Origin of the sequence: Leucobacter chromiireducens (assembly GCF_051993095.1) — a bacterium.
Taxonomy (GTDB): Bacteria; Actinomycetota; Actinomycetes; order Actinomycetales; family Microbacteriaceae; genus Leucobacter; species Leucobacter chromiireducens.
In genome coordinates this window covers 664,569-681,369 of record NZ_CP197024.1, presented here as the reverse complement: position 1 = coordinate 681,369, position 16,801 = coordinate 664,569, and the positions used below count along the sequence as shown (strand labels likewise).

At 68.9% G+C, this 16,801-nt stretch carries 16 protein-coding genes and 1 pseudogene; all 17 read right to left on the bottom strand.

Going from position 1 to position 16,801, the window contains the following annotated elements; all coding sequences use genetic code 11:
• Positions 1–129 precede the first annotated feature (129 nt).
• Positions 130–882: a (d)CMP kinase gene (cmk, locus tag ACR81A_RS03000; protein ID WP_237462944.1), complete on the bottom strand. Its 753-nt coding sequence runs from the start codon at positions 880–882 to the stop codon at positions 130–132.
• Complete coding sequence (locus ACR81A_RS02995; RefSeq protein ID WP_202383227.1) at positions 882–2,003, bottom strand: prephenate dehydrogenase; 1,122 nt, start codon at positions 2,001–2,003, stop codon at positions 882–884. The genes cmk and ACR81A_RS02995 overlap by 1 nt, the downstream gene beginning before the upstream one ends.
• Positions 2,004–2,716: 713 nt before the next feature.
• A pseudogene (locus ACR81A_RS02990) lies at positions 2,717–3,466 on the bottom strand (pseudouridine synthase); the annotation flags it as partial.
• A 151-nt stretch (positions 3,467–3,617) separates the two neighbouring features.
• Positions 3,618–4,241 carry an SMC-Scp complex subunit ScpB gene (gene scpB, locus ACR81A_RS02985; protein WP_202383225.1) on the bottom strand — a complete coding sequence of 208 codons (624 nt, stop codon included), beginning with the start codon at positions 4,239–4,241 and terminating at the stop codon, positions 3,618–3,620.
• The gene (locus tag ACR81A_RS02980) at positions 4,234–5,085 is read right to left on the bottom strand and encodes a segregation and condensation protein A (protein WP_440312534.1); all 852 of its coding nucleotides are present in this window, start codon (positions 5,083–5,085) and stop codon (positions 4,234–4,236) included. Before ACR81A_RS02980 ends, scpB begins: the two co-directional genes overlap by 8 nt.
• Positions 5,086–5,093: 8 nt before the next feature.
• On the bottom strand, positions 5,094–5,948 hold the full coding sequence (locus ACR81A_RS02975; protein ID WP_202383223.1) for a ParA family protein: 855 nt from the start codon (positions 5,946–5,948) through the stop codon (positions 5,094–5,096).
• A 188-nt stretch (positions 5,949–6,136) separates the two neighbouring features.
• Positions 6,137–6,655 carry a MaoC family dehydratase gene (locus ACR81A_RS02970; RefSeq protein ID WP_440312533.1) on the bottom strand — a complete coding sequence of 173 codons (519 nt, stop codon included), beginning with the start codon at positions 6,653–6,655 and terminating at the stop codon, positions 6,137–6,139.
• Positions 6,648–7,493, bottom strand: coding sequence for an SDR family oxidoreductase (locus ACR81A_RS02965; protein WP_440312532.1), 846 nt, complete (start codon positions 7,491–7,493; stop codon positions 6,648–6,650). Before ACR81A_RS02965 ends, ACR81A_RS02970 begins: the two co-directional genes overlap by 8 nt.
• Before the next feature lie 27 nt (positions 7,494–7,520).
• Complete coding sequence (locus tag ACR81A_RS02960) at positions 7,521–8,288, bottom strand: TetR/AcrR family transcriptional regulator (protein WP_440312531.1); 768 nt, start codon at positions 8,286–8,288, stop codon at positions 7,521–7,523.
• 6 nt (positions 8,289–8,294) lie between these two features.
• Positions 8,295–9,932 carry an AMP-binding protein gene (locus ACR81A_RS02955; RefSeq protein ID WP_440312530.1) on the bottom strand — a complete coding sequence of 546 codons (1,638 nt, stop codon included), beginning with the start codon at positions 9,930–9,932 and terminating at the stop codon, positions 8,295–8,297.
• On the bottom strand, positions 9,929–10,783 hold the full coding sequence (locus ACR81A_RS02950) for an enoyl-CoA hydratase/isomerase family protein (RefSeq protein ID WP_440312529.1): 855 nt from the start codon (positions 10,781–10,783) through the stop codon (positions 9,929–9,931). Before ACR81A_RS02950 ends, ACR81A_RS02955 begins: the two co-directional genes overlap by 4 nt.
• Complete coding sequence (locus ACR81A_RS02945; protein WP_440312528.1) at positions 10,780–11,556, bottom strand: amino acid ABC transporter ATP-binding protein; 777 nt, start codon at positions 11,554–11,556, stop codon at positions 10,780–10,782. Before ACR81A_RS02945 ends, ACR81A_RS02950 begins: the two co-directional genes overlap by 4 nt.
• Positions 11,557–11,562: 6 nt before the next feature.
• Entirely contained in the window at positions 11,563–12,213 is a 651-nt protein-coding gene (locus ACR81A_RS02940) for an amino acid ABC transporter permease (protein WP_202383216.1), read from the bottom strand.
• Between the two features lie 43 nt (positions 12,214–12,256).
• A complete protein-coding gene (locus ACR81A_RS02935; protein WP_440312527.1) occupies positions 12,257–13,075 on the bottom strand; it encodes a transporter substrate-binding domain-containing protein in 819 nt (272 codons plus the stop codon).
• A gap of 292 nt (positions 13,076–13,367) precedes the next feature.
• The gene (locus tag ACR81A_RS02930) at positions 13,368–14,411 is read right to left on the bottom strand and encodes a site-specific tyrosine recombinase XerD (RefSeq protein WP_440312526.1); all 1,044 of its coding nucleotides are present in this window, start codon (positions 14,409–14,411) and stop codon (positions 13,368–13,370) included.
• Positions 14,411–15,070 (bottom strand): NUDIX domain-containing protein, encoded by a 660-nt coding sequence (locus ACR81A_RS02925; protein WP_440312525.1) that lies wholly within the window; start codon positions 15,068–15,070, stop codon positions 14,411–14,413. The genes ACR81A_RS02930 and ACR81A_RS02925 overlap by 1 nt, the downstream gene beginning before the upstream one ends.
• Positions 15,063–16,757: a CTP synthase gene (locus ACR81A_RS02920; protein ID WP_337249009.1), complete on the bottom strand. Its 1,695-nt coding sequence runs from the start codon at positions 16,755–16,757 to the stop codon at positions 15,063–15,065. The genes ACR81A_RS02925 and ACR81A_RS02920 overlap by 8 nt, the downstream gene beginning before the upstream one ends.
• Between the last annotated feature and the right edge of the window lie 44 nt (positions 16,758–16,801).

Here is a 16,801-nt window from a genome sequence, read left to right as displayed (position 1 = left end):
CGTCGGTCACCCCGTCGAGCTCGGGGTCGAAGCCCTCGCCCACGATCACCTCGGAGGAGTCAACGGTCGAGACGTCGAACACCTCCGTCTCGTTCTCGGCGGCGCCTGGTGCGCCGTTCTGTTCCGTGCTCATTTCTTGCTCTCTTCCGCAGCGCCCTGCGCCGCTCGTACGATGTCGACGACAGCCTGCACCGACTGCTCGAAGTTCAGGTCGCTCGTGTCGACGAGCGTCACCCCGGGTGCGGGGTTGATGAAGTCCACCACGAGGGCGTCCTTTGCGTCGCGCGCAGTGAGATCGGCGAGCACCTGCTCGGGTGTGAGCCCGGGCAGCTCCCCCGCGCGCCGCTGGGCGCGCACCTCGGGCGACGCGGTGAGGAGGATCCGCACCGGCGCGTCGGGCGCCACCACGGTCGTGATGTCGCGGCCCTCGATCACCACGCCGGGCAGGCCCGACTCGGCGACCGTGCGGCGGAACATCTCGTTGAGCCGCTCGCGCACCGCGGGGTGCTTCGAGACGCGACTCACCTGGCCGCTGACGGAGTGCTCGCGAATCGCGGCGGTCACGTCGACCCCCTCGGCGAGCTCGGGCACGGCAGCCCCCACCCCACCGGGCACGGCGACCGTCACCTGCTGCGTGCCGCGCAGCGTGATGCGGTACACCCAGTTGTCGAGCAGCACCTCCATTGCGGCAGCATCATCGAGGTCAAGGCCGATGCGCTGCGCCGTCCACGCGAGTGCACGGTAGGCAGCGCCGGTGTCAAGGATGCCGAAGCCGAGAGCCTCGGCAGCGGTGCGTGACACGCTCGACTTTCCGCTGCCCGCGGGCCCATCGATTGCAACGAGGATGGGTGCGGGTGCGCCCGGCTCGTGCTCAGCATTCATCACAGCGTCCTCCATCCGCGTTCAACGAGGTCGGCAACCGCGCGCTCAGCCACCTCGGGCAGCACCGCGATCTCCGCAAAACCAATCTGCGCGCCCGGCGAGTGTTCCAGACGCAAGTCTTCCATGTTAATGCCCAGTTCTCCGAGTTCGGTGAGCAGTCGCGCCAGCTGGCCCGGCGTATCGTCGATGAGCACCGTGATCGTGGTGAAGCGCTCGGAGGAGCCGTGCTTGCCGGGAATGCGCGCCACACCCGCATTGCCCGCCGACAGCAGATCGGCGATGCGCCGCTTCGTGCCGACTCGCTCGGGATCCCGGAGGGCGTCAGCAAAGTCGGCGATGTCGCCGGCGAGCGCGTCGAGCAACTCGGTGACGGGCTCGCGGTTCGCGCCAAGAATCTGGATCCACAGCTCGGGATCGCTCGCGGCAATCCGCGTGGTGTCGCGCAGCCCCGCCCCCGCAAGGCCGATGGCCTGCTCGGTTGCCGGCACGAGACGCGCGGCGAGCAGGCTCGATACCACCTGCGGGAGGTGCGAGACGAGTCCCACCGAGCGGTCGTGTTCCTCGGGGGTCATCTCGATCAGCACGCCGCCGAGGTCGAGCGCCACGTCTTCCACGTGCGCGAGCGCCTCGGCCGGGGTCTCCGCGTCGCGGCAGATCACCCACGGGCGGGCGGTGAACAAGTCGGCACGCGCCATGATCGCGCCGCCGCGCTCGCGGCCTGCCATCGGGTGCGAGCCAACGTAGTTCGTGAGGTCGACGCCGCGGCGCTGCAGTTCCTCGAGCGGGGCCAGCTTCACGCTTGCCACGTCGGTCACCACGGCGTTCGGGTAGGTGGCGAGGGCCCGCTCGACCGCGTCGGCGGTCACATCGGGCGGGGTCGCGACGACCACGATGGTGGGTTCGGCGTCGTCTGCCGCGCGCACCCGGCCCGCACCGTAGTCTGCGGCGAGCGCAACGGTAGTGGGCGAGAGGTCCTCGAGGGTCACGTCAACGCCGCGCTCGCGCAGGCCGAGGCCGACGCTCGCGCCGAGCAGCCCCGAACCGATCACGTGCACGGGTCCACGAGTGCGCGCCGCGGGCTGCGCACCGTAGAGCCCGTTGCGGGTGCCGTTGCCGCTCATCGCTGGCCTCGGTACCCGCGGGGCCCGCCGCCGCGCTGGTCACGACCGCCACGGTCGTCGCGGTTCCGGTCGTAGCCACGGTTATCCCGCTGATCGCGACCGCCACGGTCATCACGGTTCCGGTCGTAGCCACGGTTGTCCCGCTGCTCGCGACCGCCGCGGTTGTCACGGTTGCGATCGAACCCACGGCTATCCCGCTGATCGCGACCGCCACGGTCGTCACGGTTCCGGTCGTAGCCACGGTTGTCCCGCTGATCGCGACCGCCACGCTGATCCCGATCCCGATCGAAACCACGACCGCCACGCTCGTCGCGGTTCCGGTCGTATCCACGGTTATCCCGCTGGTCACGACCGCCACGCTGATCCCGATCCCGATCGAAACCACGACCGCCACGATCATCGCGGTTCCGGTCGAACCCACGGTTATCCCGCTGATCGCGACCGCCACGGTCGTCACGGTTCCGGTCGTATCCACGGTTATCCCGCTGATCGCGACCGCCACGCTGATCCCGATCCCGGTCAGCGCCGCGACGCTCCCCGCCGCGCTCGGCGTCCGCAGCACGGCGCCCGTGCGGGTTGCCACGCGCTGCAACGCCGCGCAGGCCCTTCGCGCCCTTGCCGTCGCCGGGACGGCCCGCCGTGACCGAGCTCTTCGCCCAGCCCACACGCGAGCGCGGCTTCTTCTTCTCCTGCTCGGCGTCGTCGCCCTGCCAGTCATCGGGTCCAGCCGACAGCAGCGCCCCGCGCTCAGCGGGTGCGAGCTCCCGCATCTCGCCCACGCGCAGCGTGCCGAGGTGCAGCGGACCAAACTGACGGCGCACCAGCTCGTCAACGGGGTGGCCCACCTCAGCGAGCATGCGACGCACGATGCGGTTCTTGCCCGAGTGCAGAGTGAGTTCCACAAGCGAGTGCGACTTACCCGCGCCACCCGGCAGCAGCTTCGCGCGGTCGGCCTTGATCGGGCCGTCCTTCAGCTCGACGCCGTCCTTCAGCTGCTGGATGACGGCCGGGGTCACCTGACCGCGCACCTTCGCCACGTAGGTCTTCTGCACGCCGAAGCTCGGGTGCGCCAGGCGGTGCGCGAGTTCGCCATCGTTCGTGAGGATGAGCAGACCGCTCGTGTCGGTGTCGAGGCGGCCAACGTTGTACAGGCGGTCCTCGAACTGGTCGGTGAACTCGCGCAGGTCGGGGCGGTCGTGCTCGTCGCTCATGGTCGAGACGACGCCGGTCGGCTTGTTCAGCACGAAGTAGCGCTTTGTCGCGTCGAGCTGCACGACAACCCCGTCGACGCGCACCTCGTCGGTGCCCGGCACGATGCGGGATCCGAGTTCGCGCTCGGGCTTGCCGTTCACCCACACGCGGCCGCTCGTGATGAGCGTCTCGCACGCTCGGCGCGAGGCGATCCCCGCGTGCGCGAGTGCCTTCTGCAGGCGCACGCTGCCGTCGTCATCGTTCTCGGTGATCACACCGCGGCCGGGCTCATCGCCAAAATCCTCCGGCTTCTCAGCCCGGTCGCCGAGTACGCGTGCGCGCTCTTCGGGATCCCACCCGAACTCCGCGAGGTCGACCTCAGCGGCTCCGCCATCGACGGAGAACGAGCCGCCGGCTCCCTGATCAGAGTTCTTCATGTGTAAAACCTTCCATTGGATCGTCGAGCAGCGGCGCGATAGGCGGCAGCTCCGAAATGTCTCCGATACCGAGATAACCGAGCAGTGACTCGGATGTCCCGTACAGCGTTGCGGTGGTCTCCGGGTCGTGCCCCACCTCGGTGATGAGTCCGCGCGCAAGCAGCGTGCGCACCACGGAATCCACGTTCACCGCACGGATCGACGCGATCGCGCCGCGCGCAATCGGCTGCCGATATGCGATCACGGCGAGCGTTTCGAGGGCCGCCTGCGACAGCTTCGACGGAGTCTGCTGGTGCACGAAGTCGGCCACGAGCGGGTCAAGGCTCGCACGCACGTAGAAGCGGTACCCGCCCCCCACCTCGCGCAGTTCAAAACCGCGGGCGTGGGATCCGGGAGCCCCATCCCTCCCATCGTACTCCGCGGCGAGCGCGATGACGGCCTCGCGCACCTCGCGCACGGGCTTCTCGGTCGCGGCGGCGAGCGAGACCGCGCTGAGCGGCTCGTCGGCGACGATGAGGAGTGCCTCGAGCTGCTGCGCGAGCGTGTGGTCGGCGCGGGCAGCGGCCAGCTCTTCCGCGGCGCTTCCGGGCTGTGCGTCTGGCTCAGTCATAGTCACTCCCCAGGGTCGCGAGTTCGTCATCTGACCAGTTCTCGCCCGTCCACTGCACGATGAGTTCGCCGAGCGGCTCGGCCTGCTCGAAGAGCACCGCCGCGCGGCGGTACAGCTCGAGGATGGCGAGGAAGCGCGCGATGATCACGCCGCGCTCGTCGACGCCCGCGATCAGTTCGCGGAAGCTCCGTGCACCCGAATTGCGCAGCTCAGCAACGATGATGGCCGCCTGCTCGCGGATCGACACGAGCGGAGCGTGCAGGTGGTCGAGGCCGACCATGGGCAGCTCACGCGGCGCGAAAGCAAGTGTTGCGATCGCGGCGAAGTCTGCCGCCGACAGCGTCCACTGCAGCTCCGGCCCGCGCTCCCGATACTTCGGGTCGAGCGGCACGAGGCGTGGGTGGCGGGCATCCTCCGCGAGCAGTCGCTCCTGGAACCAGGCGCTCGCCTGCTTAAAGGCGCGGTACTGCAGCAGGCGCGCAAAGAGGAGATCCCGCGCTTCGAGCAGCGCAATGTCTTCGGCGTCGACCGCTTCGCCCTGCGGGAGCAGGCTGGCGATCTTCAGATCGAGCAGTGTGGCGGCGACAACGAGAAACTCCGATGCGCGATCCAACTCGATGAGCCCCTGCCCCTCGAGCGAGGAGAGGAAGGAAATGAACTCGTCCGTCACCAGGCTGAGCGACACCTCCGTGATGTCAAGCTCGTGCTTGCCAATCAGGTTGAGCAGCAGGTCGAACGGCCCATCGAACACCTCGAGCGACACTCGAAACTCGGTGCCGGGCGCGCTCGACTCACCGGGCGCATCGCGCACGCCCGGCTCCTGGTTCGTGTCGAGCGCTGCCATGATCGTGGTTAGGCGACCACGCCCCGCTGCACGAGCTCGCGAGCGAGCTTCAGATACGCCTCGGATGCGGCGTTCGAGGGCGCGTAGTCGAGGATGGGCTGCGCGGCGATCTGCGCGTCGGGCAGCTTCACGGTACGGCCGATCACGGTGTCGAACACCTTGTCACCGAAGGTGTCGACGACGCGCTCGAGCACCTCCCGCGCGTGCAGCGTGCGCGAGTCGTACATCGTTGCGAGGATGCCGTCGAGCTCGAGGGCCGGGTTCAGGCGGTCCTTTACCTTGTCGATCGTCTCGACGAGCAGCGCGACGCCGCGCAGCGCGAAGTACTCGCACGCGAGCGGGATGAGCACGCCGTGGCTTGCGGTGAGCGCGTTCACGGTGAGCAGGCCGAGGGACGGCTGGCAGTCGACGAGGATCACGTCGTAGTCGTCGGCCACTTTGCGGAGCACGCCGCCGAGGATCTGCTCGCGAGCAACCTCGGTGACGAGGTGCACCTCCGCCGCCGACAGGTCGATGTTCGCCGGGATCACGTCGAGGCCGGGCGTGGCGGTCTGCTGGATCGCGGTGTGCGGATCCCTCTCCTTGCCGAGCATCAGGTCGTAGATCGTCACGACGTCATGCGCGGGCACGCCCAGGCCCGCGGAGAGCGCCCCCTGCGGGTCGAAATCGACGGCCAGCACGCGGCGGCCGTAGCGCGCGAGCGCGGCAGCCAGGTTGATGGTGCTCGTCGTCTTGCCGACGCCGCCCTTCTGGTTGCACATCGCGATGATGCGCGCGGGACCGTGGCGGTCCAGCTTCTGGGGTGCCGGGATGACACGCTCTGGTCGGCCGGTTGGACCGAGCTCGACCTGTTGCTTCGCCATTCCCGGACTCCTTTCGCCTGCCTCGCTAACGCTCCATCCTATCGTGCACCGCGACCCCACCCCTCCCCCGGTTTCGGGTCACTTGGGCAGGGTGTCGCGCGGGCGGGCGGAGCGACACCCTGCCCAAGTGACCCCGATCCGCTGGGGAGGCGGGGAGGCGGGGCGCGGGGACGGAGCGCGGGGCGGATCTACGGGGCGTCGACAAGGATGCGGGTCTCCGCCACGAGCACGGGGCGCGCCTCACCCTCCGCCTCGAGCGTGTACGTGACGGGCACGTCGAGCAGGGCGCCGCGCGCCGTCGCCTCCCCCACTCGCGCACGCGCACGCACGCGATCACCCACGCGGAGCGGCGCGGGAAAGCGCACCCGGTCGAGCCCGTAGTTCACCACCGTGCGGGTGCCCTCGATGCGGTACAGCTCGCGCGCGAAACGGCTGAGCAGCGCGACCGTCAGGTAGCCGTGCGCGATCGTGCCGCCAAACATGCTTGCTGCGGCCAGCTCCGGATCGCAATGGATGGGCTGCCAGTCCTCAGTGACCCGGGCGAAGTCGTCCACGCGCTCCTGCGTCACCTCGAACCACGTTGTGGGGCCGAGCTCTGCGCCGGCAGCCGCGCGCACCCCGGCGAGGCCGTGCAGCACGAGCGGCGCGCAGCCCGGATCCCGCGCAGTTTCTTGCGTGGGATCCGGAGCCGCCTGCGCACTACACACTCGGGCCGCCGGAGACGTACAGTACCTGGCCCGACACGAAGCTGCTCTCGTTTGCCACGAAGAACGCCACCGCGTTGGCGATGTCCGCGGGGTCGCCCATGCGGCGCACAGCGGTTGCGGCGGACACCCGCTCGGCGAGCTCCTCGAACGTGATGCCCTGTCGCTCAGCCGTCGCGCGCGTCATGTCGGTCGCGATGAAGCCCGGGGCCACGGCGTTCGCGGTGATGCCGAACTTGCCGAGCTCGAGCGCGAGCGTCTTCGTGAGCCCCTGCACCCCGGCCTTTGCCGCGGAGTAGTTGCTCTGGCCGGCGTTGCCGAGCGCGGAGGTGCTCGACAGGTTGACGATGCGCCCCCAACCAGCCTCCACCATGAAGCGCTGCACGGCACGGCTCATCAGGAACGCGCCACGCAGGTGCACGTTCATGATGAGGTCCCAGTCGTCGAGCGTGGCCCGGAACAGGAAGTCGTCGCGCAGCACGCCCGCGTTGTTGACGAGCACGAGCGGGGCGCCGAGCTCCGCCGCCGCGACTGCGACGCCCTCGGCGACACTCGCCTCGTCGGACACGTCCACCGTGTAACCCGCCGCGGTGCCGCCGGCATCACGGATCAGCTCGGTGGTCTCGGCGAGCGCCGCCGCGTCGAGGTCGAAGAGCGCCACCGCCCAGCCGCGGGCTGCGAGCTCGCGGGCGGTGGCGCGGCCGATCCCGCGCCCGCCGCCCGTCACGAGCGCGCAGCGGCCAAGAGCCGGGCCAGCTACGGCCGCAGCCGGAGTTGCAGGGCTCGAGGTTGTCGAGCCCAAGGTGGTGGGGCCTGCGTTGGAGTCTGTCGAAGGTGTCATGAGGAGCTCCCGTCGTTGGGTGTCGCGTCAGTGTGCGGGGGTCGCGTCAGTGTGGGTTGTGGTCGTACCGGCGGGCGCCGCCCGACCCGTGTACTCGTCGGCGCTGATGCCCCACACGCGGCTCACCAGCGCGCCCGCGAGATGATCCTCGCCCGTGGGGATCTCGGTCGCGTTCGCCTCGTGGCGCAGCATGGCGAACGCAATGTCGATGAAGCGGTCGGCCACCTCGGCCGCCGAGAGCTCGCCGTCGCGCGAGAACCAGTGCGACACGCTCGTGCAGGTCTCCAAGAGCGCGAGGCGCACAATCCGCTCGTCTCGCACCGCAAAGCTGCCGCTCGCGACGCCCCGGCGAATCGCATCCTGCCAGATCCGCTCGTAGTGGTCTCGCTGGGCCACCACGCGCTCGCGATCTGCCGGCCCGAGATTGTCGATCTCGGTGTCGCCCACGAGCGCCGAGTCACGCTGAATTGCGTGTGTCACGACGTGCAGCCAGACGAGGTGCGCAAGCAGCTCTGCCGGGTCGTCGCAGTGCTCGTTCAAGAACTCGGAGGCGATCGTGTAGCGCTCCAGCGAGTCGCTGAGAATCTGCGCGAGCAGCTGATCCTTCGTGCCCGCGTAGTGGTACAGAGTCGAGGAGGTGAGCCCACTGTGCGTGGCGATCTCGCGAATGCCGGTGGCGTTGTAGCCGTTGCGCGCGAACAGGTGAAGTGCGGCCTCAAGCACACGCAGATGCGTGCCCGTCGGCAGGGCTGGGACGGCGAGTTCCTGCAATTCATTCATGGCAGTGCTGGTCATCTCGGGTTACCTCTCGCCTCGCAGGTCCCAGAAGCTCGATCGATCGAGCGATTCTGCGAGCCTGTGCTTCGCCACGCGTTCGGAAGCCGTCCGCGGGAACTTCGTTACCGACTTCCAGTATCGGGGAATCTTGAAGCTCGCGAGCTCCGCGGCGCAGTATTCAACAAGATCGCGGAAGAGCGTGTCGTCGTCGCGGGGGTCGCCGGGCTCGCGCAGCACGAAGCACGCGACCTCTTCACCGCGCAGTTCGTCGGGCAGTCCCGTGACGGCGGACACCTGCACCGCCGGGTGCGCGGTGATGACGCTCTCGACCTCAACCGCGGCGACGTTCTCACCCGCCCGGCGAATCATGTCTTTCGTGCGCCCCACGTACGCGATGCGGCCGGCGCCGTCGTGCTGCACGATGTCGCCCGTGCGGAACCAGGTGTCAGGAGCACCGCTCCGATCCTCCTCCCCGAGGTACCCGAGGAACAGGCCGTCACCCCGGATCCACAGCTCACCAGGCTCCCCAGCACGGGCGACCGCACCCTCGGGGGTCACGACGGCGGCCTCGCGGTGCGCGCGGGGCACGCCGATCCATGCGCTCGCGGCGAAGCGGGAGCCCTCAATTTCGGGCATAAACAGGTCAGACCCGGTCTCGGTCATGCCGAACGCCTCGAGCCACGGCACACCCCAGCGCTCCTCGAGGGTGCGGTGCAGCGCGGGCGGGATCGCGGAGGCCTGGATGAGTCGCACGCGATGCTCGAGGTCAAGTGGGCTGGCAGGCATGCGCTCGAGCAGCACCGGCATGAGGCCGAGGCAGTAGAAGTAGGTGACGCCGTAGTGCCGCACCCGCTGCCAGAAGGTCGTGGGGTGGAACCCGTCGGCCACGACGAGCTCCGCGCCGGCCGCGAGCGCAACAATCACGTTCCACTGCGGGTCGATGTACGACATTGGTTGCGCGGTGAACAGCACATCCGATCCGGAGATGCCGGGCGCCTCGCGCATCAGCGTCCAGGCAAGGGCAAGCCAATAGCGGTGGCTCAGCACGCACCCCTTCGGGGGTCCCGTGGTGCCCGAGGTGAACTGAATGTTCGCGACCGCGTCGGGGCCGGGCGCGGCCGGCAGCTCGAGCGAGGGCTCGCGCCCCGCCTGCGCGGCTGCGGCGGCGAGGTACGCATCGAGCGCCACCACGCGCACGTGGCTCTCCGCGTACTCGGCCGCGGCGTGCGCGGTGGTGAGCGCGCTCGGGTCAGCGAGCAATAGCTTCGGTGTGCTCGCGCGCAGCACGTGCGCGAGGTCGCGCCGGCGATAGCGCACATTCACCGGCACGGTCGTGGCGCCGAGCCGGGCGAGCGCGAGCCAGCACAGCGGAAACGCGGCGGTGTTCGGGGCGAGCAGCGCCACCCGATCGCCGGCCCCGATCCCGTCTGCGGCGAGCGCAGCGGCGAGGGCACGCGTGCGGGTCTCCACCTCGGCAAACGTCAGCGCGTCGCCGCCCGGGTCAAACCGCCAGGCCACGCGGTCCGGCCACAGGCGCGCGGCGCGCTCGATGAGGCTACCGATGTCGGTAGCCTCGTCGAGCGGCACGCGGGCGAAACGCGGGGGCTGTGCGAGATCCTCCACCACCCGCGTGGCGAGCGCCGGGAGCTGCGTGGTGCTCACGCGCGCCCGCTGAACCGCGCTCGGGCTGCCTCCGCTTCCGCGGCACCGCCGGTGTCGAGCCCATTCTCGATCTCCAGCGCCATCGCGCGCGCTGCGACGTCAGCAAACACGCGCTCGATCGTGCCCTTCGCGAGCGCGAGCGCGTCGTGCGGCAGCTCGAGCAGCCGCTCGGTGATGCGTGCGCTCAGCTCGTGCCGCGCGTCGCCATCGACCACGCGCGTAATCATGCCGAGCGTATGTGCCGTCTGCGCGTCGAACGGTTCCCCCAGCATGATGAGCTCCTTTGCCCGCGGCATTCCGATTGCCTGCGGAAGGTAGAACGATATCCCGCCCGTCACCGACAGGCCAACCGACACCTCCGGGAAGCGGAACAGGGTGGCGCGCTCCGCCACAACAAAGTCGCAGCTCAGGGCCAATTCGATGCCTGCCCCGTAGGCGAAGCCGTGCACATTCGCCACGGATACCAGCTCGGGATCGCGCAGCGCTCGACTGACGAACTGCAGGCGATCGAGATGGCGGCGCGCGGCCTCCGAGTGGCGCGGCAGGGGCGGCGCCTTGAGGTCGTGCCCGGCACAAAAGGCACGACCGGCGCCGCTCAACACCACCACGCGGCACCGGGCTTCGTGTACGCGATGCAGCGCGTGCGCGAGGCCCCAGATGAGCTCGGCCGACGCTGCGTTCAGCCGCTCGGGCCGGTTCAGCTCGATCTCGGCCGTCTCCCCCGCAATTCGGCAGGTGACCAGCTCGCCCGCGCCGGGGTACGCTGCGGCGTCGGAGAAGAGCGCGCCGGGATCCGGGTCGGGATCCCGATCGAAACCGGGATCAGCTGCCCCCGCGGCGCCGGAGGTCATCCCTCCTCCGTGATCTGACGCAGGAAGGCGCGCCCGCGGTCAGACTGGGGGTCGTCGAGCACGCGCTCGGGCGGCCCCTGCTCCTGAATGTTCCCGTCGGCGACGAGCGCGATCGTGTCGGCGACCTGCCGCGCGAATCGCATCTCGTGCGTCACCGCGACCATGGTCATGCCGTCCTGCGCGAGTTCCCGCATCACCGCGAGCACCTCACCCACCAGCTCGGGATCAAGCGCGGAGGTCGGCTCGTCGAACAGCATCAGCTTCGGGCTCATCGCGAGCGCGCGGGCAATTGCGACGCGTTGCTGCTGCCCGCCGGAGAGCGAGCGCGGGTAGGCGTCCTTCTTCGCGGCGAGACCCACCCGGTCGAGGAGCCCCAGCGCCGTGGCCTCGGCGACGTCCCTGCCTTGCTTCGCCACGCACTGCTGCGCGAGCGTGATGTTCTGCAGCACGGTCAGGTGCGGGAACAGGTTGAACGACTGGAACACCATGCCGACGTTCTGGCGCATCGAGTTCAGCGTGCGCTCGCGGTAGTCAAGGTGCGCGCCGTCGATCTCGACTGAGCCCGCGGAGAGGCGCTCGAGGCCGTTGATGCAGCGCAGCAGCGTGCTCTTGCCGGCACCCGAGGGGCCGATCAGCACGGTCACCTCGCCGCAGGCGACATCGAGGTTGACGCCATCGAGCACAGTGTGGTCGCCGTAGCGCTTCACCGCGTCGCGAATGCGCACCCGCGGGGTGGTGTCGATGGCTGAGGGAGCCTGGAGTGTCGTGTGCATGCGGGGTTATCCTCGCTTCCGGAAGTAGGCCTCGACGCGATTCACACCGAGGGTCATCAGGCCCACGATCGCAAGGTAGTACAGGCTGACAATGCTGTAGTAGGTCAGCGGTTCGAACGAGGCAGCGGACAGGCGCTGCGCGGTCATGAAGAGCTCGCCAACCGTGATGAATGCGGCGACCGAGCTGTCCTTCAGCGAGATGATCGCCTGGTTAGCGAGGGCCGGCACCACGACGCGGATCGCCTGCGGCCCAACGACCTTCTGCAGTGTGCGCATTCGGCTCATGCCGAGCGAGCGCGCTGCCTCCACCTGGCCGTTCGGCACCGAGGCGAGGCCGGAGCGGAGGATCTCGGAGACGTATGCCGAAGTGTGAATGCTCAGGCCGACGACGGCGGCGGTGAAGGCCTCGACCTTCACCACCGAGACGATGCCGAAGTAGATCACGAAGAGCAGAGCGATCAGCGGCACGCCGCGGATGATCGCCAGGTACGCCGTCGCGAACCAGACGAGCGGCTTCTTGCCGCTGAGTCGCATCGCGGTGATGAGCACCGCGAGGATCAGCGAGAAGATCAGGGTCAGCACCGTGAGTGCGAGCGTGACCCCGAGGCCCTGCACGAACACCGGCCAGCTCGACAGCAGCGACTGGAGGAATTCCATCTGTGTGTTCTCGTTCTTTCGTTTCGTAGTGTGAGCTGGGGCTTTAGCCCAAGCTCTCCCCGAACCATTCCTGGCTCAGCGCGTCGTAGGTGCCGTTGTCGCGCAGCGTAACGAGGGCCGCGTCGATCGCGTCGCGCAGCTCGGGGTTGTTCTTGCCCACCGCAATGGCGGCGACGTCGGGGATCAGCACGTCGCCCACCTCCTTCACCTTGAAGCCGGCGTTCTTCGCGAGGTAGTTGCCGATGAAGCCCTGGGTGATCACACCGTCGATGCGGCCCGATTCGAGGTCCTTCAGCGCGTCGGGGTCGGCCTGGTAGGTCTTCACCTCGGCGATGTTCGCCTGCTCGCGGGCGTACTCCTCGAAGGTGGTGCCGAGGGTGACACCCACCTTCGCAGCGTCCAGGTCCGCGATCGAGGTGACCTTCGAGTCGGCGGGGACGAACAGGGAGGCGCCGGTCTCGTAGTAGGGCTCAGTGAAGAGCACCTGCTGCTTGCGTTCCTCGGTCGCGGCGAGCGAGCCGATGATCGCGTCGGCGCGGTCCGCCTGCAGCCCGCCGATCAGTGAGTTGAACGGGGCCGTGACGGGCTTCGCGGCAAGGCCGAGCTCATCGGCGATCGCCGTGCACATGTCGACGTCGAAGCCGACAACCTTGCCGGTCTCGTCGAAGTAGTTGAAGGGGCGGTACTCGCCGCTCATCGAGCAGGTGAAGCTGCCCGCCTCGATCGTGGGGAGCGCGCCTGCGCCCCCGTCGCTCGATCCGGTGTTCGCCCCGGCCGCCGGGCTGCAGGCTGTGAGGCCCAGTGCGCCTGCGGCGAGCGCGAGGGCAATCGCGCCGATTCGTGTGGTTGCGTGCTTCGTCATCTCACTCACTCCTTTGTCAGTGGGGTCGCTCCCCCGCGGGCCGCTCGGCCAACGTCGTGTCATTCGATCGATCGATCGATCGATCGAATGACAAAAATGTAGCACGCCAACCCCGCTCCCGAAAACCGAGTACCCCGCCTCCTCCCACGAATCGGGGTCACTTGAGCAGGGTGTTGCGGACGCGGGGAACGCGACACCGTGCCTAAGTGACCCCGATCCCGAGGGGGCGGAGGCGAGGCGAAGGGCGAGTACGGGACTGGGTGCGGAGGCGGGGCGAAAGTGGGCGGCGGGGTTAGCGGGCCCGGGGATGCGCCAGCAGGTAGTGCTCGCGCAGCGTGTCCGCGGTCACCTGCGTGTAGATCTGCGTCGTCGTCACCGACGCGTGGCCCAAGAGCTCCTGCACCGTGCGCACATCGGCGCCACCGGCGAGCAGGTGCGTCGCAAACGAGTGGCGCAGTGTGTGCGGCGAGACCTCGGCGGTGATCCCCGCACGCTCAGCGGCCGCGCGAATGACCAACCACGCACTCTGCCGCGACAGCCTGCCACCACGCGGGCCGACAAAGAGCGCTGGGGTCCCGCGGCCCGCCGCAACCAAGTGTGGGCGCGCACGAACGAGGTATGCGGCGAGCGCGCGCCCCGCATAGCTGCCGTACGGCACAATGCGCTGCTTCGCGCCCTTGCCGGTCACCTGCAGCAGCCCGCCCTCGCCGAGCGCGGCAACGGGATCCGTCCACGCATCCCCGCCGGTGGCCAGCAGCAGGTCATCCAGATCGAGCGCGCACACCTCACTCACGCGCGCACCGCTCGCGTAGAGCAGCTCGAGCAACGCACGGTCGCGCAGGGCGACGGGGTCAGCAGCACTGTCCTCGTCTCCCCCGCCGGCCGCCGCAAGCAGCGCCTCGATGTCTGCAACGGGAAGCGCCTTGGGCAGACGCTGGGCCCGCTTCGGAGTGCGCACACCGCTCCCCGCGTGGGTGTCGAGCAGGCCCTCCTCGAACAGGAAACGGTGCATACCCCGCACGGTGGAGAGGCGGCGCGCAATGGAAGCGGGCGCGAGTGGTCGCGGTCTGGCAGCAGCGCCGGAGTCCGGGTCGACATCGCCCGACTGCGCGGCATCACTTCCCGGCGCATCGCGCACGCCGCTCAGCTCGGCGACGTACTCGGAGAGCGTTGCAGGCGTCACCTGTGCGAGGTCAGCGATCCCGCGCCCCTCAAGCCAACCCGCGTAGGCGGCGAGGTCGCGCCGATACGCGGCCTGACTGTTCGCGGAGAGCCCGAGTTCGAGCGCAACGTGACGCAGGAACCGCTCGGCCCCCTGCGCTGCACCAAGTGCCATCAGCGCGAGCGCTCTCCGCGTGCGGCGGCTCGTGCAGTCCACGGGAGATCGGGATCGCGCAGCGTCGCCCATCCGCGGCTGCGCGCAGCTTCGGCGGCAAGCACCGCACTCACGGTCACGGCGTTCTGGATTCGACCATCGAGTGCAGCGGCGACCGCTTCGTCGAGGGGCACCCAGTGCGGCACCAGTTCGGCCTCTTCTTCGCCACGCACGTAGTCGTGCTCGGCGGGCCGCACATCACGGGCCAGGAAGATGCGCATGGCCTCGCTCGTGCCGCCCGGCGAGAGATACAGGTCGAGCAGCAGGTCCCAACGCTCCGCCTGGAGGTCAGCCTCCTCGGCCAGCTCGCGCTGCGCGCCAGCAAGCCCGGACTCCCCCGGCATATCCATGAGCCCCGCGGGTATCTCCCAGTCGCGGTGCGCGATCGCGTGGCGATACTGCTGGATGAGCAGCACACGGCCAGCATCATCGACCGCAAGAACAGCGACCGCGCCGGGGTGATCGAGGTAATCTCGCACCAACTCGCCATCGCCGAAGCGAAAGCGATCACGGCGTACATCCCACACATGCCCCTGGACGAGAAGCTCGCTCGTGAGCACCTCGACCTCGGCAGGCGCGTCCGCGAGGGGCGCGCCTGCCTGCGGAGGCTGGTTACTCACCGCCGTTGACCTCGAAAAGGCGCGCAGCGTCGCGGCGCTCAATCGCGGCACCGGCGAGGCCCGCGAACAGCGGGTGCGGGGTGCCGGGACGCGAGCGGAGCTCGGGGTGCGCCTGCGTGGCGATGTAGAACGGGTGCTTCTCGCGCGGCAGCTCAACGTACTCGACGAGCGATCCGTCGGGGCTGGTGCCCGAAAACGACAGGCCAGCTGCCGCGATCTCGTCGCGGTACTGGTTGTTCACCTCGTAGCGGTGGCGGTGACGCTCGGTTGCAGTCGGCGCCCCGTAGAGCTCGGCCGCGAGCGAGTTCTCAGCGAGCGCAGCCTCGTAGAGGCCGAGGCGCATGGTGCCGCCCAGGTCGCCGCCGTCGATGATGTCGACCTGCTCAGCCATCGTCGCGATGACGGGAACCGGAGTCTCGGGGTCGAACTCGGTGGACGACGCGCCCTCGAGGCCGGCGACATTGCGCGCGTACTCGATGACCATGCACTGCAGGCCGAGGCACAGGCCGAGCGTGGGGATCCCGTTCTCACGCGCAAAGCGGAGCGCGCCGAGCTTGCCCTCGATGCCACGGATGCCGAACCCACCGGGCACGCAGATGCCGTGCACGTCGCCAAGCGCGGCGAGCGCACCCTCGGGCGTCTCGCAGTCGTCGGAAGGCACCCAGCGGATGTTGACCTTCGTGGAGTGCGCGAAGCCGCCTGCGCGGAGCGCCTCGGTGACCGACAGGTACGCGTCGGGCAGGTCGATGTACTTGCCAACGAGCGCGAGCGTGATCTCGCCCTTCGGGTGGTGCACCGCGTCGAGCACGGGCTGCCAGCCGGTCCAGTCGACATCGTGTGCGCGCTCCTCGAGTCCGAGGGTCTCGGTGATGATCTTGTCGAGGCCCTGATCGTTCAGCAGGGTCGGCAGGTCGTAGATGCTGGGCACGTCGATCGCGTTTACCACGGCGCGCTCCTCAACGTCGCACATGAGGGCGATCTTGCGGAGGTTGTCCTCGGTGACCGGGCGGTCGCTGCGCAGTACGAGCGCGTCGGGCTGAATGCCGATCGAGCGCAGTGCCGCAACCGAGTGCTGCGTGGGCTTCGTCTTCTGCTCACCCGAAGCACCCATGAAGGGCACGAGCGACACGTGCACGAAGAACACGTTGCCTCGGCCGAGCTCGTGGCGCACCTGGCGTGCGGCCTCGAGGAAGGGCTGCGACTCGATGTCGCCGACAGTGCCGCCAACCTCGGTGATGATCACGTCAGGCTGCGGCGTCTGCTCAGCCTGCAGGCGCATGCGGCGCTTGATCTCGTTCGTGATGTGCGGGATCACCTGCACGGTCTGGCCGAGGTACTCGCCGCGGCGCTCCTTGGCGATGACCTGCTGGTAGATCTGCCCGGTCGTCACGTTTGCGGCCTGCGACAGGTTGATGCCCAGGAATCGCTCGTAGTGTCCGATGTCGAGGTCGGTCTCCGCGCCGTCGTCGGTGACGAAGACCTCACCGTGCTCGAACGGGTTCATCGTGCCCGGATCAACGTTCAGGTACGGATCCAGCTTCTGCATGACCACGTGGAGACCACGTGCTGTCAGAAGGTTGCCGAGGCTTGCCGCCGTCAGGCCCTTACCGAGAGAGGAGACAACACCCCCGGTGACGAAGATGTGCTTAGTGATGCTGGTCTGTTCCGCGCGCTGCTCTGTTCCCACGGGCTTCGATCCTATCAGTAGTGTCCGGGTGCGTGGTGCGAAAG

Coding starts and splice junctions, on each gene's coding strand:
- cmk (WP_237462944.1), bottom strand. CDS start 882: ATGAATGCTGAGCACGAGCCGGGCGCACCCGCACCCATCCTCGTTGCA.
- ACR81A_RS02995 (WP_202383227.1), bottom strand. CDS start 2,003: ATGAGCGGCAACGGCACCCGCAACGGGCTCTACGGTGCGCAGCCCGCG.
- scpB (WP_202383225.1), bottom strand. CDS start 4,241: ATGACTGAGCCAGACGCACAGCCCGGAAGCGCCGCGGAAGAGCTGGCC.
- ACR81A_RS02980 (WP_440312534.1), bottom strand. CDS start 5,085: ATGGCAGCGCTCGACACGAACCAGGAGCCGGGCGTGCGCGATGCGCCC.
- ACR81A_RS02975 (WP_202383223.1), bottom strand. CDS start 5,948: ATGGCGAAGCAACAGGTCGAGCTCGGTCCAACCGGCCGACCAGAGCGT.
- ACR81A_RS02965 (WP_440312532.1), bottom strand. CDS start 7,493: ATGACACCTTCGACAGACTCCAACGCAGGCCCCACCACCTTGGGCTCG.
- ACR81A_RS02960 (WP_440312531.1), bottom strand. CDS start 8,288: ATGACCAGCACTGCCATGAATGAATTGCAGGAACTCGCCGTCCCAGCC.
- ACR81A_RS02950 (WP_440312529.1), bottom strand. CDS start 10,783: ATGACCTCCGGCGCCGCGGGGGCAGCTGATCCCGGTTTCGATCGGGAT.
- ACR81A_RS02945 (WP_440312528.1), bottom strand. CDS start 11,556: ATGCACACGACACTCCAGGCTCCCTCAGCCATCGACACCACCCCGCGG.
- ACR81A_RS02940 (WP_202383216.1), bottom strand. CDS start 12,213: ATGGAATTCCTCCAGTCGCTGCTGTCGAGCTGGCCGGTGTTCGTGCAG.
- ACR81A_RS02935 (WP_440312527.1), bottom strand. CDS start 13,075: ATGACGAAGCACGCAACCACACGAATCGGCGCGATTGCCCTCGCGCTC.
- ACR81A_RS02930 (WP_440312526.1), bottom strand. CDS start 14,411: ATGGCACTTGGTGCAGCGCAGGGGGCCGAGCGGTTCCTGCGTCACGTT.